Genomic DNA, 19973 nt, shown 5'->3' on the forward strand with positions numbered 1-19973 from the left:
AAAAAAGCATCAAACATTATATTTTGATGCTTGAGTATCTATGATTACTTATTAACTATAATTTTTAGATTCCTGCCTTCGCAGGAATTTGTTACCCTATTATCATCCCAGCAATAGTAGCAGATATTAAAGAAGCGATTGTTCCTCCTATTAAGGCTTTCATACCAAATTTAGACAACTGTGTACGTTGACCTGGTGCTAAAGAACCTATACCACCAATTTGAATTCCAATAGATGCGAAGTTCGCAAAACCACATAACATATACGTTGCCATTATAATCGACTTCTCATAAGTAAGGTGTGTGGCGTTTGCTATATTTTTTAAATCTGCAAGTTGAATGTACCCAATAAATTCACTTGCAGCTAATTTAATTCCTAAAAGCTGCCCCATTAAAGCCATATCTTCTTTTGCTACACCAATAAGCCACATTAAAGGAGCAAACAAATAGCCTAAAAGAAACTCTAAAGACAGGCTCTGGTATGGTGTATTTGCTGCAATGACTTCATTAAGTGATGTAAAATGCCAATTCACATTCCACTCTTCAATAACAATACCATCAAATCCAGCAAGACCACCTAAAATTCCATTAATCATAGCAATAAACGCTACGAAAACTAAAAGCATAGCACCAACGTTTACAGCTAGTTTTAGACCTTCTGTTGTTCCATTAGCTATTGCTTCCAATATATTAGAACCTATTTTTTCTTTTGAAACGGCAACATCTGTATTAACATCTTCTACTTGTGGAAATAAAATTTTAGAAATTACAATAGCTCCCGGTGCCGCCATTACTGACGCTGCTAATAAGTGTTTAGCATAAAACAATTGTAACGCTTCGTCTTCCCCTCCTAAAAACCCAATATAAGCAGCCAAAACAGCACCTGCTACAGTAGCCATTCCACCGATCATTACTAGGAGAATTTCAGACTTATTCATTTTCTCCAAATAGGCTTTTATTAATAAAGGAGCTTCTGTTTGACCTAAGAAAATATTTCCCGCAACACTTAAACTTTCTGCACCAGAAATACCTAGTACTTTCGATAATAACCAGCCCAACCCTTTTACAACTTTTTGAATTAGTCCTAAATAAAATAGCACTGAAGTTAAAGCCGAAAAGAATATAATTGTTGGTAATACTTGAAAAGCAAAAATGTAACCAAAAGAGTTTACATCTAACATGCCTCCTAATAAAAATTCACTTCCAGCTTGCGTAAATCCAAGTATAGCTATAAAACCTTGCCCTATAAATTCGAAAACTGTTTTTACAAAATCTATTTTTAAAACTCCAATAGCAATTACTAATTGAAAAATTAACCCAATACCAACCGTTTTCCAGTTAATAGCTCTTCGATTACTACTAAATAAAAAAGCAATAAAAATTAAGGTTACCATTCCTAATATGCCTCGCCATAAACTGCTAAAAGAAAACCCTTGATTTGGAATAATTTCTCCTTTAATAGACGCAGGTGTAACTATAGTTTTATTTTGTTTTGACACTAAATTAAAACGCATCTCATTTCCAGAGAAAACCAGAGTAGAATCTGTAAGTTCTGTAATTTTATATCGCTTAATAGAGTTTAATGAATCATTGTGATACAGTACCAACAAATTATTTTGGTACATATAATCTCCTGTTAAATCATCTACCGTGTTTGAAGAAAAGTTGAATTCTCCTTTTTTAAATTCTAAAGTAGAATAGTTATTTTCAGAAGTTGTTGACTCCCATGTTTTTTCAAGTTCTTGTGCTGTTATTGATGAAAGGCTAATAAAAATAGCCAGAAAAGCCTTGAAAAACTGATTCATAAAAAGATGTGTTAGTTAGCGTTTGGAAATTTCGTCTCTTAACTGAGCAGCCATTTCATAATCTTCATTATTAACGGCTTCTTCGAGAAGTGTATTGAGTTCTTCGAGAGATTTATTTTTATAACCTTCTTGTTCTGCTGATGCAGCTTCAATTTCTTCAACAATAAGATCATCGACAAGAATACTATCTTGCTCTTCTTCGTCTTCCTTTTTTGGGTTGACTTTAAGGTAGATTCCTGCTTTATCTAGAATATTTTTATAGGTAAATATTGGTGCCTGAAAACGTAAAGCTAACGCAATAGCATCACTAGTTCTAGCATCGATAATTTCTTCGATTTTATCGCGTTCGCAAATTAAACTCGAATAAAAAACACCATCAACCAACTTATGAATAATAACTTGCTTAACAACAATATCGAAACGATCAGAGAAGTTTTTAAATAAATCGTGAGTTAAAGGACGCGGAGGTCGAATTTCCTTCTCCAAAGCAATTGCAATGGATTGGGCTTCAAATGCACCAATAACTATTGGTAATTTTCGGTCACCATCTACTTCGTTAAGTATTAAAGCGTAGGCACCATTTTGGGTCTGACTGTAAGAAATCCCCTTTATATTTAAACGTACTAAACTCATAATTTATAAAACACAAAGAACTGTTTAAATTTGGACTTTACCAACTGCATTGTGCAGATTTGGTTAATTTTCCTGATACTTTCGATAAAACGCAAGTGAACAAGAGTGCTTCTAAATTTAAACAGTCCCTATTTATACCTCATCGATCTAATTATTGATTTGGCATTGAACTTTAAAGGTAGTAAAAAAAAACCTCTGAGCAAGCCGAGAGGTTTTTTTTAAACTAAGATGTTTGTATTCAACGCCCCAATTTAAATGCGTCATAACGTAACGATTTAAATTAGCGTTTCAATAAATTATGCGTTAGCAGCTTTAAAAGCCTTTAACTTTTCTATTAATTTCGGCACCACTTCAAAGGCGTCACCTACCACTCCATAGTCTGCAGCTTTAAAGAAAGGTGCTTCTGGATCTGTATTGATCACTACTTTTACTTTAGACGAATTAATACCTGCTAAATGCTGAATCGCTCCAGAAATACCAACGGCAATATACAAATTAGATGCTACAGGTTTTCCTGTTTGTCCAACGTGTTCGCTATGTGGTCTCCATCCTAAATCTGAAACTGGTTTAGAACACGCGGTTGCTGCTCCTAAAACTTCAGCAAGCTCTTCAATCATTCCCCAATTTTCTGGACCTTTTAATCCTCTTCCTCCAGATACCACAATTTCGGCATCCGCAATACTTACTTTATCAGTTGCTTTATCAACAGATTCAACAGTTACACCAGAATCTGGAATTGAAGGTGAAAAACCTTCAACCGAAGCACTACCTCCAGATTCTACGAACCCAAATGAGTTATTAGATATACCTACAATTTTTACCTCTGTTGTAATTTCTGTGTTCGCAAATGCTTTATTTGTAAATGCTGAATGTTTTACTGTAAACGGAGACACGCTAGATGGTGCTTCTACCACATTAGATACATAACCTGCATCTAACCCAACCGCCAACAATGGCGCTACATATTTACTATTGGCGCTGGCACTTACCACAACTACTTTTGCTCCTTCAGTTTTAGCAGCACCTTCTAAAATAGCGGCATATTTTTGTGCGTTGAATGCGTTTAAAGACTCGTCTTTTACCAAAAGTACTTTTGATGCTCCGTAGTTTCCAAGCGTTTCTGTGTTGTCTGCATTAACAGCAACTGCCGTTACTGTTGTTCCCATTTGGTCGGCAACAGCTTTAGCATAAGAGACAACTTCTAAAGCCGCCTTTTTTAATTTTCCGTTTTCGGATTCTGTATATACTAGAATTGACATAAAATTTTATTTATAAAATTTTTCCTGAACTTGATTCAGGAACTTATTATTATTTCCTTTTAACTCCATGAGCTTCCGAAACAAGTTCGGAATAATTTAGTTTCACTAAATCACTTTAGCTTCGTTATGAAGTAAGTTTACTAATTCGTCTATATTATCAGCATCAACCAATTTAACAGCTCCTTTTGGTGCTGGTTTTTCAAAACTCACTACTTTAGTTTCTGCATTTGCATCAGTTGGCTCAACAACATTTAATGGTTTTTTACGCGCCATCATAATCCCTCTCATATTTGGAATACGAAGATCGCTCTCTTCTACCAATCCTTTTTGTCCACCAATTACTAATGGTAACGATGTGCTAACTGTCTCCTTACCTCCATCAATCTCTCTAACCGCTTTTGCGTTGGTTCCGTCGACTTCTAAACTAATACAGTTAGTTACAAAATTAGCATTAACCATTGCAGCTAACATACCAGGAACCATAGTTCCATTATAGTCAATAGATTCTCTTCCAGCAATTACTAAGTCATAACCACCATCGTTAACCACTTTTGCCAATTGCTTAGCAACGGCATAACCATCTGTTGCAGGTGTATTTACTCTAATTGCTGTATCTGCACCAATCGCTAAAGCTTTTCTTAAAGTTGGTTCTGTTTCTGCCCCACCAACATTAACAACATCTACACTTGCTCCTTGTTTTTCCTTAAACCACATGGCGCGTGTTAGACCAAATTCATCATTTGGATTAATGACATACTGAACACCATTAGTGTCAAATTTTGTGTCGCCATCTGTAAAATTAATCTTTGAGGTTGTATCAGGAACATGACTAATACATACTAATATTTTCATATATAAATGATTTATTTTAAACGTCTGTTTTCTTGAGTACGAAGATAAAAATAATAATTTGAATTTTACTATGCACGCATAGTAATTTTTGTAAAAACTCAATATTTTTCGATAAAACTGTCAATTTTTCAAAAAAACTCAGAAATTCTGATGATTATCCGACAATTCTATCATCCTAAAAATAAAATGCTCCAATTCGCATTCCTATAAATCTTATAAAAAATAAATCTTCACAAATTTTTATGTTTTCACACTACTTTTAATGGGGTTATATAGTATAGAATTATTATTTTTGCTATTCGATTAAAAACAAAATAATGAAGACAATTCAATTTAGAGAAGCTATTTGTGAAGCTATGAGCGAAGAAATGCGCAGAGATGAAAGCGTTTATCTTATGGGTGAAGAAGTAGCAGAATATAATGGTGCTTATAAAGCATCTAAAGGTATGTTAGATGAATTTGGCGCAAAACGCGTTATTGACACACCTATTGCAGAACTTGGTTTTGCAGGTATAGCTATTGGATCTACAATGACTGGAAACAGACCGATTGTAGAATATATGACGTTTAACTTCTCTTTAGTTGGTATTGACCAAATTATAAATAATGCGGCTAAGATTAGACAAATGTCTGGTGGCCAATTTAAGTGTCCTATTGTTTTTAGAGGTCCAACAGCTTCTGCTGGTCAGTTAGGTGCAACACACTCTCAAGCTTTTGAAAATTGGTTTGCTAATACACCAGGATTAAAAGTAGTTGTACCATCAAACCCATATGATGCAAAAGGATTATTAAAAGCAGCTATTAGAGATGACGATCCTGTTATTTTTATGGAAAGTGAGCAAATGTATGGTGATAAAGGTGAAGTACCTGAAGGAGAATATGTATTACCACTTGGAGTTGCAGATATTAAACGAAAAGGTACAGATGTAACCATTGTGTCTTTTGGTAAAATCATTAAAGAAGCATACAAAGCTGCAGACGAATTAGAAAAAGAAGGTATTTCTTGTGAGATAATCGATTTACGTACCGTTCGTCCAATGGATAGAGCAGCGATTTTAGAATCTGTTAAGAAAACAAATCGTTTAGTAATATTAGAAGAAGCATGGCCTTTTGGAAATGTGGCTACAGAAATCACGTATTTAGTACAATCTGAAGCTTTTGATTATTTAGACGCACCAATCGTTAAAATAAATACAGCAGATACACCTGCACCTTATTCACCTGTTTTATTGGCAGAATGGTTACCTAACAGTGACGATGTTGTTAAAGCAGTGAAAAAAGTTATGTACAAGTAAATAAATTGCAGATTTCTGCGTTTAGTAAACTTCATTAGTAACCCTCTAACTTATTTTTAGCATGGTTATTGATGAAGTTTATTTTTTAATATGAGACAAAACCTACTTATTCCATTTCTAGTTCTTGGATTTTTTTCTGCCTTAGCGCAGACCAAAGTTAGCGGTCATGTTTTTGATGAAAACAGCCAACCAATTCCATTTGCCAATGTTATATTTAAAGGTTCTACAGAAGGCACCATTACCAATGAAGATGGTAAATTCTACCTTGAATCTGATAACAATTGGGACACATTAATAATTTCTTTCGTAGGCTTCGAAATGTTAGAAGCACCTTTAACTAAACGTGTTAACTACGAACTAAATTTTACACTTAAAGAAGAGGAATCCTCCTTAGATGAAGTGCTTATTGTTACTGGTAAGCAGTCTAAGAAAGCTTCAGAAAATCCCGCAATTCGTATTCTTAAAAAAATATGGGAACGCAAACGACAAAATGGTTTAAGCCAGTTTAAACAATACCAGTACGACCAATACGAAAAAGTTGAATTTGACCTGAACACTATTGATAGTGCTCTCATAAAGAGCAAACTTTTTAAAGGTATGGAGTTTGTATTTAATGAAGTAGACACCTCTAAGGTTACCGGAAAAACCTATTTACCCATTTTCTTAAATGAATCCGTAAAGAAAATTTCTGGAGATAATAGCCTTAATAAAGAACACGAAGAATTAAAAGGAAATAAAAACTCAGGATTTAGTAATAATCAGATTATTATAGACTTTATAGACGATTTATATTCCGAATATAATGTGTATGATAATTATTTAGAGTTCTTCGATAAAAGTTTTGTTAGTCCATTGAGTAGAACTGGAGTTCAAACTTATAATTACGTATTATCAGATAGTGCTTTTATAGACGATAAATGGTGTTATAACATTGTGTATTACCCAAGACGAAAAAACGAATTGACCTTTAAAGGGGATTTCTGGGTAAATGACTCAACCTATGCTATTAAAGAAATTAATCTTCAGGCGTCTAAAAGTGCCAATATAAACTGGGTTAAGGAAATTTATATTGAACAAGAGTTTGAGGTCTTAAACGATTCCGTATTTCTTATTAAACGCGATTATTTCCTTTCTGATTTTGCCATGAACAAAAAAGAAAAATCGAGAGGTGTTTATGGGAAACGAACCACAATCTATGATAATTACGAATTCAATCAACCAAAAGACCCTAAGTTTTATGAAAAGGTTGTTTATAATTACAATGAAGACGTATACAACCGAGAAGATAATTTTTGGCAAACCAATAGACTTGAAGCCTTAAGCAAAGATGAAAAAGGCGTTTACAAAATGTTGGATACGCTAAAAACAGTGAAAAAATTTAAACGCTTATATAACTTAGGAAGTATTCTAGCTTCTGGTTATATAGAGTTTCCTTCTATTAATTTAGATTACGGTCCTATTTTTTCAACTTTTGGATATAATGACGTCGAAGGTGTTAGAGTCCGTGGAGGAGGACGTACCTACTTTGGTCAAAATGATATGTGGAGACTAGAAGGCTTTTTGGCTTATGGATTTAAAGATGATAAAGTAAAGCATGGTATTTCGGGTAAATGGCTATTGGATAAACGCTCTCGATTTACAATTTTTGGTGGTCATAGACGAGATATAGAGCAAATTGGGGCAAGTTTAACAAGCTCATCGGATGTTTTGGGTCGTAGTTTGGCGTCTTCTGCCGTAATTGGTACAAGTACTAATGATAAATTATCAAATATCAACCTCACCAATCTTGGGTTTTCTATAGAACCTGCAAGGAATTTTGAAATTCGCGTAGATGGTAGCGTTCGTAAATTGAGTTCAGCGTCACCGACCTTTAGTTTAGATTATCTAGATCCCGATTCACCTTCTGGTATTTCGTCTGAGATTAAACAATTTGAATCTCGATTGTCTCTTTCCTATTTCCCAAATAGACAGATGACAGGTTTTGGAGTAGAACGAAGAAATAAGAACGACAAATTTGCTACCTTGTTTGCTCAAATAAGTCAAGGATATCAAAACCTGTTTGATAGTGATTTTGATTACACAAAAGTACAGTTTTCGTATATACAGCCATGGCAACTCGGTGGTTTTGGAAGGTTAACAACCTCAGTAGAATTAGGAAAAACCTTTGGTGAAGTTCCGCTTGGTTTACTTAGTGTTGTTCCTGGTAACCAATCGTATTTCTCTATTTACAATACATTTTCTCAGTTAGATTTTTACGAATTTGTCACTGACACATACAGTTCTGTGCATGTAGAACACAATTTTAATGGCCGCATATTTTCACGAATACCATTCTTAAAAAAACAAAACCTTAGAGCTATAGTAGGCGTTAGAGGAGTTTGGGGAGAACTCTCAGATGAAAACATTGCTTTAAATACTACAGGAAATCCGGCAGAAATTCCACTAATTGCACCAGATTCGCAAATTTACTACGAATACAGCTTTGGAGTTGCTAATATTTTTAAAGTTCTACGATTAGATTTTAACTTTAGAGGAAACTACTTAGACCGACCAGATGCGAGGCCTTTTGGTATTACAGGCAGTTTTGGATTTTATTTCTAGAAACAGTAGAACCTCTTAGCGTCACCAATGAATTGAGATAGATTAATACCTACTCGAATAAGTCCGAGGACAAATACCGATCGCCGCGATCACAAATAATACAAACTACGATTCCGCTTTTTAAATCTTTCACTAATTTTAAAGCAGCAGCTGTAGCTCCTCCACTACTCATACCTGCTAAAATGCCTTCGTATTTAGCTAATCGTCTTGTCATTTCTACAGCTTCATCTTTACTGACTTCAATAGTTTGATCGACTTTAGAGGCATCAAATATTTTAGGTAAATATTCTAAAGGCCATTTTCTTATACCTGGAATTTTAGAACCATCTGTTGGTTGCACACCTACAATTTTTATGTCTGCATTTTGTTCTTTCAAAAACGTAGAGGTTCCCATTATGGTTCCTGTAGTTCCCATTGAAGACACAAAATGGGTAATTGTACCCTCTGTATCTCTCCAAATTTCAGGACCAGTTGTTTTATAATGTGCTTTCCAATTGTCATTATTTGCAAACTGATTAAATGAAAAGTAACCTTCATTTTCAACTTTATGTGTGGCATAATCTCTAGCACCTTCAATTCCATCGGGATGTAATGTTACTTTAGCACCATAAGCTCGCATAGTTTGTACACGTTCTTTTGTGGCTGTTTCTGGCATTACCAGTTCAATATTCAACTTAAAAACACTACAAATCATTGCTAAAGCAATACCTGTATTTCCACTTGTAGCTTCAATTAGCTTAGAATTGGCATCAATTCTTTTAGAATCTAGAGCAGATTTAATCATATTGTAAGCGGCTCTATCTTTTACACTACCGCCAGGATTATTCCCTTCGAGTTTAAAATATAAACTTACATTAGGATTTGTGTTCAACGCTATTGATTTTACAATAGGTGTGTTTCCGATTTGATCTATAAGCGTTTTATTCATATTACTTCTTTGTTTTGGCAAAAACCTCAACCTTATGATTGTGTGTCACTATCGAATTTTCAGGTACGGATTCCGTTAACCATGTATTACCACCAATGACACTGTTTTTACCAATTATAGTATCACCACCCAAAATGGTTGCATTAGCATAAATGGTCACATTACTTTCAATGGTTGGATGACGCTTTGTGTCTTGGTATTGTTTTTTAACCGTAAGTGCACCTAAAGTTACACCTTGATACACCTTAACATTACTATGTATTTCTGTAGTTTCACCAATAACAACTCCTGTGCCATGATCTATAAAAAATGAATCACCAATATTTGCGCCAGGATGTATATCTATTCCGGTAATACAATGTGCATATTCTGTCATTAATCGTGGAATTAACGGCAACTTTAATTTATAAAAAACACGTGCCATTCTATAGGTAGAAATAGCAAAAAATCCTGGATAAGCTAAGTATATTTCTTCAACGGATTGCGATGCTGGATCGTTATTAAAGATCGCTTCAGCATCTTTCTTTAAATTGGTATATAAATCGGGAATATTGGATTTAAAATCATCCCAGCGTTTACATGGCAAATTCTTAATTTGTGGACAAGCAATGTTTCTTATTTTCACAAAAAGCACTTCAAGTTCCTTTAAAGCCTGTTCTGCATCTGTGTCACAATCATAGAAAGCCTTATAAAGTAATTTTGTAAATCGTTGTGATTCTTCCTTTAACGTTAAAGACACCTTGACGGTTTCTTTATGCTGATTGATAACATGTATTAAGTTCGAATTCATGGTGAGATCACGGCTTTTAACCATGTACAATTCATTTCTTCAGATTGCACATTATTATGTTAAACGAAATTAATGAAACTATTTTGAACAAGAAAAGTACAGCCTAGTAAATTAAGACGATTTTGCATTATAAAATTCAATCTAGACGTAATCCTTTAATAATAACCTAATAATTACGGCACACCAATTGCTTAACTCACACAATATATTATCTTTGCACGGCTAAAAAGCTTTAATAGCGCATATAACAACAGTTCTAAATAGAAAAAGAACACCCAAATAAAAATAAAAAAATGGCAGAAACACAAGACATTACTTTCGATGTATTAATCGAAATACCAAAAGGAAGTCGAAATAAATACGAATACGATTTTACCTTACATAAAATTAGATTTGATCGTATGCTTTTTTCATCCATGATGTATCCTGGAGATTATGGTTTTATACCAGAAACATTAGCCTTAGATAGTGACCCTTTAGATGTATTAGTGTTAGGACACCAGCCAACCTACCCAATGGTAGTTATGGAAGTAAGGCCAATTGGCGTTTTCCATATGACAGATGAAAAAGGACCTGATGAGAAAATAATTTGCGTTCCTGTTTCAGACCCTATCTGGAGTAACAATAGAGATATCAATGATTTAAATCCACATAGATTAAAGGAAATAGAACATTTCTTTAGAGTTTATAAAGATTTAGAGAAGAAGAAAGTTGATGTTGGTGGTTGGGGAGATGCTAAAGAAGCCGTTAAGATTTATAATGAATGTGTGCAACGCTACGATGAGAGCGAACACAAAAAGAAACGCACTTTTACTATATAGCATCACAGTTTCGAAATTCTAACTTTTTAAGCTTAAAACTATTAAAAAAGCAATATCATGTAATTGGTATTGCTTTTTTCGTAAAATATAATTCATTTCACTACTTTTGCCCAGCTAAAAATTAATCAAATTTAAAAATTATACTATGGAATCAATGATGATTTACATGCCAATAGCATTGGCACTTTTAGGCTTAATTTACATGATTGTAAAGCAATCTTGGGTTATGAAACAAGATGCTGGAGATGGTAAAATGAAAGAAATTTCAGATCATATATACGAAGGTGCTTTAGCATTCTTAAATGCCGAATATAAACTGCTAGCTATTTTCGTAGTTATCGTTAGTATTTTACTTGCCGTGGTTTCATTTATAGTACCAACTACACATTGGCTTATTGTTATCGCTTTTATTTTTGGAGCTGTATTTTCTGCTTTTGCTGGAAACATCGGAATGAAAATAGCAACAAAAACTAATGTAAGAACTACACAAGCCGCGCGTACAAGTTTACCAAACGCTTTAAAAATCTCTTTTGGTGGTGGAACTGTAATGGGACTTGGTGTCGCTGGTTTAGCCGTTTTAGGTTTAACAGTCTTCTTCATCGTATTTTTCCATGTATTTATGGGAGGACTTTGGACAAACACAATGGATATGACCATTGTTTTAGAAACACTCGCTGGTTTCTCTCTTGGGGCTGAATCTATCGCCTTATTCGCAAGAGTTGGTGGAGGTATTTATACGAAAGCTGCCGATGTTGGTGCCGATTTAGTTGGTAAAGTTGAAGCTGGTATCCCAGAAGATGATCCTCGTAATCCTGCAACCATTGCAGACAACGTTGGTGACAATGTTGGTGATGTTGCTGGTATGGGAGCCGATTTATTTGGGTCTTACGTAGCAACTGTATTAGCAGCTATGGTTCTTGGAAACTATGTAATTAAAGATATGGGAGGAGCCATCACTGATGCCTTCGGAGGTATTGGCCCAATTTTATTACCAATGGCAATTGCTGGTGCAGGAATTATTATTTCGATCATCGGAACGATGTTAGTAAAAATTAAAAATAATGATGCTAAAGAAGCTCAGGTTATGGGAGCTTTAAATGTTGGTAACTGGACATCTATTATTTTGGTTGCAGCATCTTGTTTCGGGTTAGTAACTTGGATGTTACCTGAAACCATGCAAATGAATTTCTTTGGTGAAGGCTTGATAGAAATTTCTTCAATGCGTGTCTTCTACGCCACCTTAGTTGGTTTGGTTGTAGGAGCTGTGATTTCATCGGTAACTGAATTTTATACAGGATTAGGTAAAAAACCAATCTTAAAAATAGTACAACAATCGTCTACAGGAGCTGGAACAAATATCATCGCAGGTTTAGCGACAGGTATGATTTCTACATTCCCTTCTGTCTTATTATTTGCTGGAGCCATCTGGGCATCTTATGCTTTTGCAGGCTTCTACGGAGTGGCTTTAGCTGCTTCGGCAATGATGGCAACAACAGCGATGCAATTAGCTATTGATGCTTTTGGACCAATCTCTGATAATGCTGGTGGTATTGCTGAAATGAGCGAACAAGAACCAATTGTAAGGGAACGTACAGATATTTTAGATTCTGTTGGTAATACAACAGCTGCAACAGGAAAAGGTTTTGCTATTGCCTCTGCAGCATTAACTTCTTTAGCCTTATTTGCGGCTTATGTGACGTTTACAGGAATTGATGGTATTAACATTTTTAAAGCGCCCGTTTTAGCTATGCTATTTGTTGGTGGAATGGTACCTGTTGTATTTTCTGCCTTAGCCATGAATGCTGTAGGTAAAGCTGCCATGGAAATGGTACAAGAAGTACGTCGTCAGTTTAAAGATATCCCTGGCATTATGGAAGGCACAGGAACGCCAGAATACGATAAGTGTGTGGCAATTTCTACAGAAGCGTCTTTAAAAGAAATGATGCTACCTGGTTTATTGACTATAGGGTTTCCTTTAGTTATTGCGTTTGTACCAATGCTATTTGGAATGGATCCATTAGCTATCGCTGAAATGTTAGGTGGTTATATGGCAGGTGTTACGGTTTCTGGTGTGCTTTGGGCTATTTTCCAAAACAATGCAGGTGGAGCTTGGGATAATGCTAAAAAATCATTTGAAGCTGGAGTTGAAATTAATGGAGAAATGACTTATAAAGGTTCTGAAGCGCATAAAGCTGCTGTAACTGGTGATACGGTTGGTGATCCATTTAAAGACACATCTGGTCCTTCAATGAACATATTAATTAAATTAACGTGTTTAATTGGTTTAGTGATTGCACCTATTTTAGGTGGTCATACTGAAACTGGTGTAGCAAATAACGATACCGAAGTTTCTATTGAAATGACCGTTGATTCTCAAGAAATAACCAAAGCAACTGTTGATTATTCTACAGTGAAAAACGGCATAAAAACAGCTGAAGTCATGGTATTTGAAGGCACTAAATCTGAAGTTGAAAAAGAATTACAAGCTTTTGAAGCGTCACTTACAAACGAAGCAGGTGAGGTTGAAAAAGTTATTGAAAAAGTAGATATTTCTAAAAGCTAGATTTTAGAAATACACGAACATAAAACCCCTCAACATGTCAATTAGTGTTGAGGGGTTTTTTATTGTTAGAATTCAAAAAAAGGATCTCATGTCTGATAAAAATCCTTAATACATTAACAGGACTCGCTTGAATAACAATTAAATTAATTCTGATTAAAACCCGATTAATTTCTTAGAATTAAGTCATAGAACACAATACTTTAAACTACTAAATTGTTCTAATAAAAAAGCCTCACATCCATAAATCTGAATGCGAGGCTTTCGCTATTACATTAAAACATTTAGTAAACTTCTTCTAGTTAACAGTAAACACACCTTTCGTTTTGAGTCTGTCTGCAACGCCATTTACGTCCTTTTCTTAAAGCGTATACGTCAACCTAAAAGTTATAAATCTCGGTAAGATAAACGTTTCCGAACTATACACTGAAATATTACTCGATCCATTATTTACATTAGAATCTATATTTAATAAGTTGGTGGCTCTTAGTTGGTATTCCCATTTTGCATCCTGATCTTTTCTGTAGGCTAAACTCGCATTCCAGGTTTGAAAAGAATCTGTAGGACCAACATTACTACTTTGACTTGTGTAAGAATAATCTGTTCTAAACGTTAAAGCTTTCCATATATAAGCATCAAATTCTACCGATGGAGCATTGGTGATAAATTGTGTCTCATTATTATCACCTTGCTTTGTATCTGAAATACTATATCTATAACTCAACGTTACATTTGGGGCATCTCTAAAATTGGTACGTAGTTCTGGTGAATACGTTTGAGAAAACGTTTCATTTACAGATCTCACATCTTGAATAAACTGATTGCTCTTACTGTAATTATAGCCAACGCGCATACTCGCTCTCAACTTACCAAAAGTTCGCTGAACACGACCACTAGCAGAAACACTTTCGTCGGCGAAATTAGAATTAAAATAGGTATTGGTTCTGATTACGTTATCAAAATTAGTGAATGATCTTACTTGATCTATATTCTTGTTATAATTAAGAAATGCGAACACATTTGTATAATTAAACAAGTTGAAACTAAAGTAACGCAAGTTTAAGTTGTGCGACAATGAATTCTGTAAACTTGGCTCACCATACTGAAGACTGTTATAATTATTTAAAACCAAACCTTCTGCTAAACTCGTGACGTCTGTAAATGAGTTTTGCATATTATAACGGAACGTTAAGCTTTCACTCTTTTTAAATTGAATCTGAGTTTCAAAATCTGGTAATATTCTAAAGAAGTTTTCTTCATAAGTTTCACCAAATTGTGTGTTTTTGTTTCCATAAGCATGAACTGAGAATCCTGGTGTAATGGTAAATTTCCCTGTTTTTAATCTGTAATGAACTCCGAGATAAATATCACTAAAATTATATTCGGTATCATTTTCATTTCGTAACACTTCACCTTCTTCGTTAGTTAAACTTGCCGTAGGATCAAAGAATGAACCATCGTCTAAAAACTGAAAAATATTAGAATTAAACTCCTGTTTGCTTAAAATTGTACCTAAAGTTAGGTTGATATTACTCTTTGAGTTCAAAATATTATAATAATCTAATTTAGCATCTAATTGGTTCGATTTTACTCGTCGTTCTTGATTAAGATTATAACTATTCTGATTGGTATCTAACCCTAAACTTGTTGCTGTACTTTCAAAAGCGCCTTCTTCTTTTAAACCAATGACATTATAGAAAGGGTCCTCATCTTTAATTAAATGTTGCGCTTCAAAAGCAAAAATGTTAGTCTCGTTTAGTGTGTAGTAATAATTTAAATTTTGATTAATACTAAATGGTTTTGCTTCGTCTAACTGAGTGGTATTTCCTACCACATCGGAAAATTCATTTTGTAATTCGGAATCATCAGAGATACGTGCTAAAACATCATAGTCTAATTGATTACTAGCGTTGGGCTTATAGCTCGCACTTAGTTTCGCTAAACCTTGATTGGTAGCTTCCCTTCCTGTTTGTATAGTTTCTTCATCAGGAATTCCTAATTCTGGATTGGTATAACGTACAAAACTTTCTTGTCTAGTTTTTAAACGATTTGCATTATAAATTAAAAATCCGCTAAGATCTAAAGCCTTATTTGGTGAGTAACTAAAGTTTACCGCTCCTAATTTAGATTCTATAGATTGCGAATCGTCTATATTGGTTAAACCTCTTAGGCCATTATTCCCAAGATTAAGATTTGTACCACTACTAGAACTTGGACGTCTAAAACCTCCTCCAAAATTTCGAATATCTCTTCCTGTTAATGCAACTTCTCCAATATTATTTAAATCGCCTATAACGTTAATACTGTACTTTGGACTGTAGTAAAACAATTTGGGTTGTACCATATACAACTCGTCATTTGGTGATGGCGCTACACCTCCACCTGCAGTAACATCTCCAAACCAAAAGTTTTCTTTACCTTCTTTCAGCTTAATGTTAATAGCAACATTATCTTGGTTGTTTTGTACTCCGCTTAATTGTCCTACCTCGGCATAATTTCGCAATACTTGAATTTTATCTACAGCATTTGAAGGAATATTTTTAGTCGCTAATTTAGAATCTCCATCAAAGAAATCTTTTCCATTTACCATTAGTTTATTAACCACCTTGCCTTCGACTTCAATTTGGCCATCAGTATTTATTTCAACGCCTGGTAATTTTTTTAAGACATCTTCAAGCTTTCGCTCTGTACCACTTTTAAAGGAATCTGCATTATAGATTAAGGTATCTCCTTTTATAGTCACTGGCATATCATATGTAAGTTCCACAGCATCTAACATGTTATCAGAAACCATACTAAAGTCTTTTGTAATATCAGCCTCTTTAGTTTCAACAGTTTCATCTACCGATTTTAAACCAATATAGCTAACCTGAATATTGTAAGAACCGTTTTCACCTAATGAGATCACATATTTTCCATCAGCATCAGTAATGGCATAAGATTCTAAAGTGTTAGATTCTTTATTGATGGCAATAATATTGGCGAGTTCTAAAGGTGAACCAATACTATCTCTTACAGTTCCTTGCATTTTAATTTGAGCAAAAGAACTCATTGCTACTAATGTAAATAGTAGTGCTAAAATATTTTTCATACTAATATCTTTGGGTTGGTTATGGCGAGCGTATTTTAAGTAACGCTCAGAATTAAAGTTGAATATAATATAGTGTTAATTTCTGCCGCCTCGTCCGCCACGACCACCACGTCCGCCGTACATTTCTCGCATTTCTTCCATCTTTTTAGTGGTAATTTCTGTATACTCTTTTTGCGTCACCTCTTCACCTTTTTTAGGCTTTTCAATAATTTCCTTATCTGAAGGATTTAATACAATCCTAGTACAAAGAATAGTAGTTCTATCTGCATTTACTTCTAAAATTAAACCTGGCAAACCCCAATAATCATCTGGTCCTTGGTTAACAGGAATTTGTGGCGTGTACCACGCAACAACTTCAATGGTTTTTGGTGTAGCAGATTCGTTTGAATTTGTAGAATCTTTTTCCGTATCATTATTTTGCCCTCTTCCTCTTCGTCCTCTAAAACTACTAATATCAAAACCACTAGGTTCTATAGTTGCCGTAGCTTTAAAAGCCATGTATTGCCCAATTTTTTTAGTTTCTGTACCCATTTGCCATTCTATAGGCTTTAATTCGTCTTTAACCAAAAATTGCTTTCCAAAAAATTCTTGATCTTGAAGCATTTCTTTAGTTTGAACATTTTTATATTTTGGTCCACCAGCCATGCTTCCTCCAAAACCTCGTCGTCCACCTGCACCTGGTGCTTCTAACTTTTCTTCCTCTTTATAAATAGATTCAGATTTTGAAAACGTTAAGGTAAATTCTTTCTCCAAAAAGCTCTTCATTCGTTCTTGGATTTGCTTTTTTCGTTCTGCACTCATGTCTTGTCCTCCAAACTGATCTAGGTCCATTGTGGTTTTAGACATGTAATAAGCCTTTCCTTGAAAGTCATCTTGTGCAAACAATTGAGAACTGGTAAAAAACACAGTAAACAGTAATGCAATTGTAATTTGTAATTTCTTCATTTTTAAGTTTCTAGTTAAAAAGAATAACGTTTTGTTGGTTAATCTTACGACCATAAGACTCTGCAAATAAAGAAAAGTTAAATTTCAACATGTTAAACTTGTGTTAAGAGTTTTAACCTCTACGACGTCCGCTTCTGTTATCTCTAAACTCCTTCATTTTCTTGCTTATAATTTCTTGATACTCCATTTTTGTCACTTGTGTTCCTTTTTCAGGTGCTTTAATCTCCATCTTCTCTTCTGGGTTCATTACAATTTTAGAACACAACATAGTGGTTTCTCCGGCACTTACCTCTAAAATTAAACCTGGAAGTCCCCAATATTCCATAGGACCATGACTTACTGGTATTTGAGGAGTATACCAAGCTTCAACTTCTGTCATTGCAATTTCACCAGCTTTAGATTCCGCTTGTATTGTATCTGTTTCTTTTGGATTGGAATCTCGTAATTTACTCCAAGAAAAATTAAACCATGTTAATTCATTTGTAGGAATAGAAGCTGTAGCTTTAAAACACATATAGTCACCTATCTGCTTAGTTTCTTTTCCTAATACCCATTCTATTGGTTGCAAATTGTCGTTAACTAAAAAGTTTTTTCCATAAAACTCTTGATTTTGTATCTGCGAGTTCGTCTTTACATTTTTATATTGATCACCAGGTGCAAAATTTTTCCCCCAAGAATCAGTAGCTCCAGACATAGCATCCAATTGATCCTCTTCACTAAAAAAAGATTCTTCCTTATTAAAAGTTAAGACATAACTTTTTTGTAATCTATTTTTCAGACGCGCTTCAATTTCTTTTTTCTGACCTTCGGTTAAACGCGCTCCCCAAGTACCTAAATTCATTTTGGCTTTTGAGAGATAATAGGCTTTACCTTGAAAACTCTGTTTTTTTTCATTTTGTTTTGTATCGGAAAGACTAGACAGGCTTAAAGTAAGCACAATTGCACTAAATTTTAATAAAAGTGACTTCATAATCGAATTGTTTTGTTTAACAAATATAAGTTTTTGTTAAACAATATTTTTTCACTTTACATCAAAATTAACATTACCTATTCTTTTTCGGTATTAAAAATTTCGAATAAAAAGATTATTATCCACCTACAGTTATATGAATCGTTCCATCTTTAGCCCCTCTACTTGGTGCATAACGTTCCAACATTTCCTTACTTTTCTTCTCCATGATGTCGTCATATTCCGTTTGCGAAACTTCTTTTCCCTTTGATGGCGCTTCAATCTCATTTTTTTCTTCTGGGTTTATGACAATTTTACTACAAATGACCGTGAGTTTTCCGTCGTGAATTTCTAAAATTAAACCAGGTAAACCTTGGTATTTTGCAGGTCCATTACTTACTGGAATCTGAGGTGTATACCATGCCGTAACAGTACGCTCTATCATTTCTGGTGCTTCCGCTTCGTCTTTCTCTTCATCGTTGTTTGAATTACTACTAAAGTTGAAATTCATTTTAGGAACTTGTTTTGTGTACGTAGCTTTAAAACACATATATTCTCCTATATGTTTGGTATCTGATTCTAGTTTCCATTCAATTGGAGAGATAGAATCTTTAATTAAAAATCGTTTTCCCATGGTTTCCTTTTGATCTACATAACGCTTATCCTTTATGTTTTTATAAAAGACATCTGATCCACTACTGCCTAAAGACATTTGAAAACCACTCCCGACTTGTGGTTTATCTAATTCTTCTTCTTGCTGATATAAGGACTCCTTTTTATCAAAAGTTAAAATGTATGTTTTTTGAAATTGCTTTTTCATCATCTCCATTATTTGTTTCTGCTTAGCATCATTCATCTTGGTGCTATCCATTTTTATATCGAAATTACGATGGGTTTTATAGGTTGCTACTCCTTGAAAGTCTTGGGCATTTACAGTGGAAAATGCTATTATTACAGTTAATAGTATAATGTTAATTAATAGTTTCATCTGGTTAGTTTTAATTGTTATTTTCATAATAAGTGATAGCCATTGCTTTTAAATTTTGAATTCGTTTTAAAAATAAAGCTTCATTTTCTATTGGGCTCTCAATTTTAACAGACATGTTTTTTTTATAAACATTAGATGTCCTCATATCATTACAAACCAATTGAAAGGACACCCTTTTAAATGCCTTGATCTCTTCAAACAAATCTTTTAAATCGGACACGTTTAATTCAGGTTCTAGTTCTTCTAAAGATTCTACAGTAATAATCATATCAAGATTTTGAAACTCGATGTTGTCATTTTTTAAAACATTTTGTTCATCGTTTTGAGATTGACTAAATCCAAAAAGCGAAACCAATACCATTACATAAGCAAATAACTTTTTCATTATAATTAGTTTTTTCATTAATACCTTACAAATATCAGTACCACATTTTGTCTTTTAGGTTAACAAGTGTTA

General features: G+C 34.1%; 15 protein-coding genes. 4 read left to right on the forward strand and 11 right to left on the reverse strand.

Annotation, left to right across the window (positions count from 1 at the left end; translation table 11 throughout):
* Positions 1-91: 91 nt before the first annotated feature.
* The 4 genes from K1X16_RS14300 to K1X16_RS14315 all read right to left on the reverse strand — a co-directional run bounded on the left by K1X16_RS14300 (position 92) and on the right by K1X16_RS14315 (position 4548).
* Positions 92-1804: a nucleoside transporter C-terminal domain-containing protein gene (locus K1X16_RS14300; RefSeq protein ID WP_225036894.1), complete on the reverse strand. Its 1713-nt coding sequence runs from the start codon at positions 1802-1804 to the stop codon at positions 92-94.
* A 15-nt stretch (positions 1805-1819) separates the two neighbouring features.
* Positions 1820-2437 carry a bifunctional nuclease family protein gene (locus tag K1X16_RS14305; protein ID WP_195871474.1) on the reverse strand — a complete coding sequence of 206 codons (618 nt, stop codon included), beginning with the start codon at positions 2435-2437 and terminating at the stop codon, positions 1820-1822.
* A gap of 296 nt (positions 2438-2733) precedes the next feature.
* Positions 2734-3696, reverse strand: coding sequence for an electron transfer flavoprotein subunit alpha/FixB family protein (locus K1X16_RS14310; protein ID WP_225036895.1), 963 nt, complete (start codon positions 3694-3696; stop codon positions 2734-2736).
* A gap of 105 nt (positions 3697-3801) precedes the next feature.
* Positions 3802-4548: an electron transfer flavoprotein subunit beta/FixA family protein gene (locus K1X16_RS14315; protein ID WP_195871476.1), complete on the reverse strand. Its 747-nt coding sequence runs from the start codon at positions 4546-4548 to the stop codon at positions 3802-3804.
* 317 nt (positions 4549-4865) lie between these two features.
* Here K1X16_RS14315 and K1X16_RS14320 point away from each other — a divergent pair, with 317 nt between their 5' ends.
* Both K1X16_RS14320 and K1X16_RS14325 read left to right on the forward strand, forming a co-directional pair.
* A complete protein-coding gene (locus tag K1X16_RS14320; RefSeq protein WP_195871477.1) occupies positions 4866-5843 on the forward strand; it encodes a pyruvate dehydrogenase complex E1 component subunit beta in 978 nt (325 codons plus the stop codon).
* A 90-nt stretch (positions 5844-5933) separates the two neighbouring features.
* Complete coding sequence (locus tag K1X16_RS14325) at positions 5934-8444, forward strand: DUF5686 and carboxypeptidase-like regulatory domain-containing protein (protein WP_195871478.1); 2511 nt, start codon at positions 5934-5936, stop codon at positions 8442-8444.
* 49 nt (positions 8445-8493) lie between these two features.
* Here the strand turns inward: K1X16_RS14325 and cysM are convergent, their stop codons facing one another.
* Together cysM and epsC are read right to left on the reverse strand one after the other, a co-directional pair.
* Positions 8494-9372, reverse strand: coding sequence for a cysteine synthase CysM (gene cysM / locus K1X16_RS14330; RefSeq protein WP_225036896.1), 879 nt, complete (start codon positions 9370-9372; stop codon positions 8494-8496).
* 1 nt (position 9373) lies between these two features.
* On the reverse strand, positions 9374-10162 hold the full coding sequence (gene epsC, locus K1X16_RS14335; protein ID WP_225036897.1) for a serine O-acetyltransferase EpsC: 789 nt from the start codon (positions 10160-10162) through the stop codon (positions 9374-9376).
* 293 nt (positions 10163-10455) lie between these two features.
* Here epsC and K1X16_RS14340 point away from each other — a divergent pair, with 293 nt between their 5' ends.
* Together K1X16_RS14340 and K1X16_RS14345 are read left to right on the forward strand one after the other, a co-directional pair.
* Positions 10456-10983, forward strand: a complete 528-nt coding sequence (locus K1X16_RS14340) for an inorganic diphosphatase (protein WP_195871481.1) — start codon at positions 10456-10458, stop codon at positions 10981-10983.
* 145 nt (positions 10984-11128) lie between these two features.
* Positions 11129-13546, forward strand: coding sequence for a sodium-translocating pyrophosphatase (locus K1X16_RS14345; RefSeq protein ID WP_225036898.1), 2418 nt, complete (start codon positions 11129-11131; stop codon positions 13544-13546).
* A gap of 358 nt (positions 13547-13904) precedes the next feature.
* On the opposite strand, the gene K1X16_RS14350 is transcribed toward K1X16_RS14345, so the two are convergent.
* The 5 genes from K1X16_RS14350 to K1X16_RS14370 form a co-directional block, all read right to left on the reverse strand.
* On the reverse strand, positions 13905-16634 hold the full coding sequence (locus K1X16_RS14350) for a TonB-dependent receptor (RefSeq protein WP_225036899.1): 2730 nt from the start codon (positions 16632-16634) through the stop codon (positions 13905-13907).
* 75 nt (positions 16635-16709) lie between these two features.
* Positions 16710-17579 carry a GLPGLI family protein gene (locus K1X16_RS14355; protein ID WP_225036900.1) on the reverse strand — a complete coding sequence of 290 codons (870 nt, stop codon included), beginning with the start codon at positions 17577-17579 and terminating at the stop codon, positions 16710-16712.
* A gap of 112 nt (positions 17580-17691) precedes the next feature.
* On the reverse strand, positions 17692-18549 hold the full coding sequence (locus tag K1X16_RS14360) for a GLPGLI family protein (RefSeq protein WP_225036901.1): 858 nt from the start codon (positions 18547-18549) through the stop codon (positions 17692-17694).
* A gap of 118 nt (positions 18550-18667) precedes the next feature.
* Positions 18668-19516: a GLPGLI family protein gene (locus tag K1X16_RS14365; protein ID WP_225036902.1), complete on the reverse strand. Its 849-nt coding sequence runs from the start codon at positions 19514-19516 to the stop codon at positions 18668-18670.
* A gap of 10 nt (positions 19517-19526) precedes the next feature.
* Positions 19527-19901, reverse strand: coding sequence for a hypothetical protein (locus K1X16_RS14370; protein WP_225036903.1), 375 nt, complete (start codon positions 19899-19901; stop codon positions 19527-19529).
* Positions 19902-19973: the final 72 nt, after the last annotated feature.

The sequence above is a fragment of the Winogradskyella sp. SM1960 genome (assembly GCF_020179375.1).
Lineage (GTDB): Bacteria > Bacteroidota > Bacteroidia > Flavobacteriales > Flavobacteriaceae > Winogradskyella > Winogradskyella marina.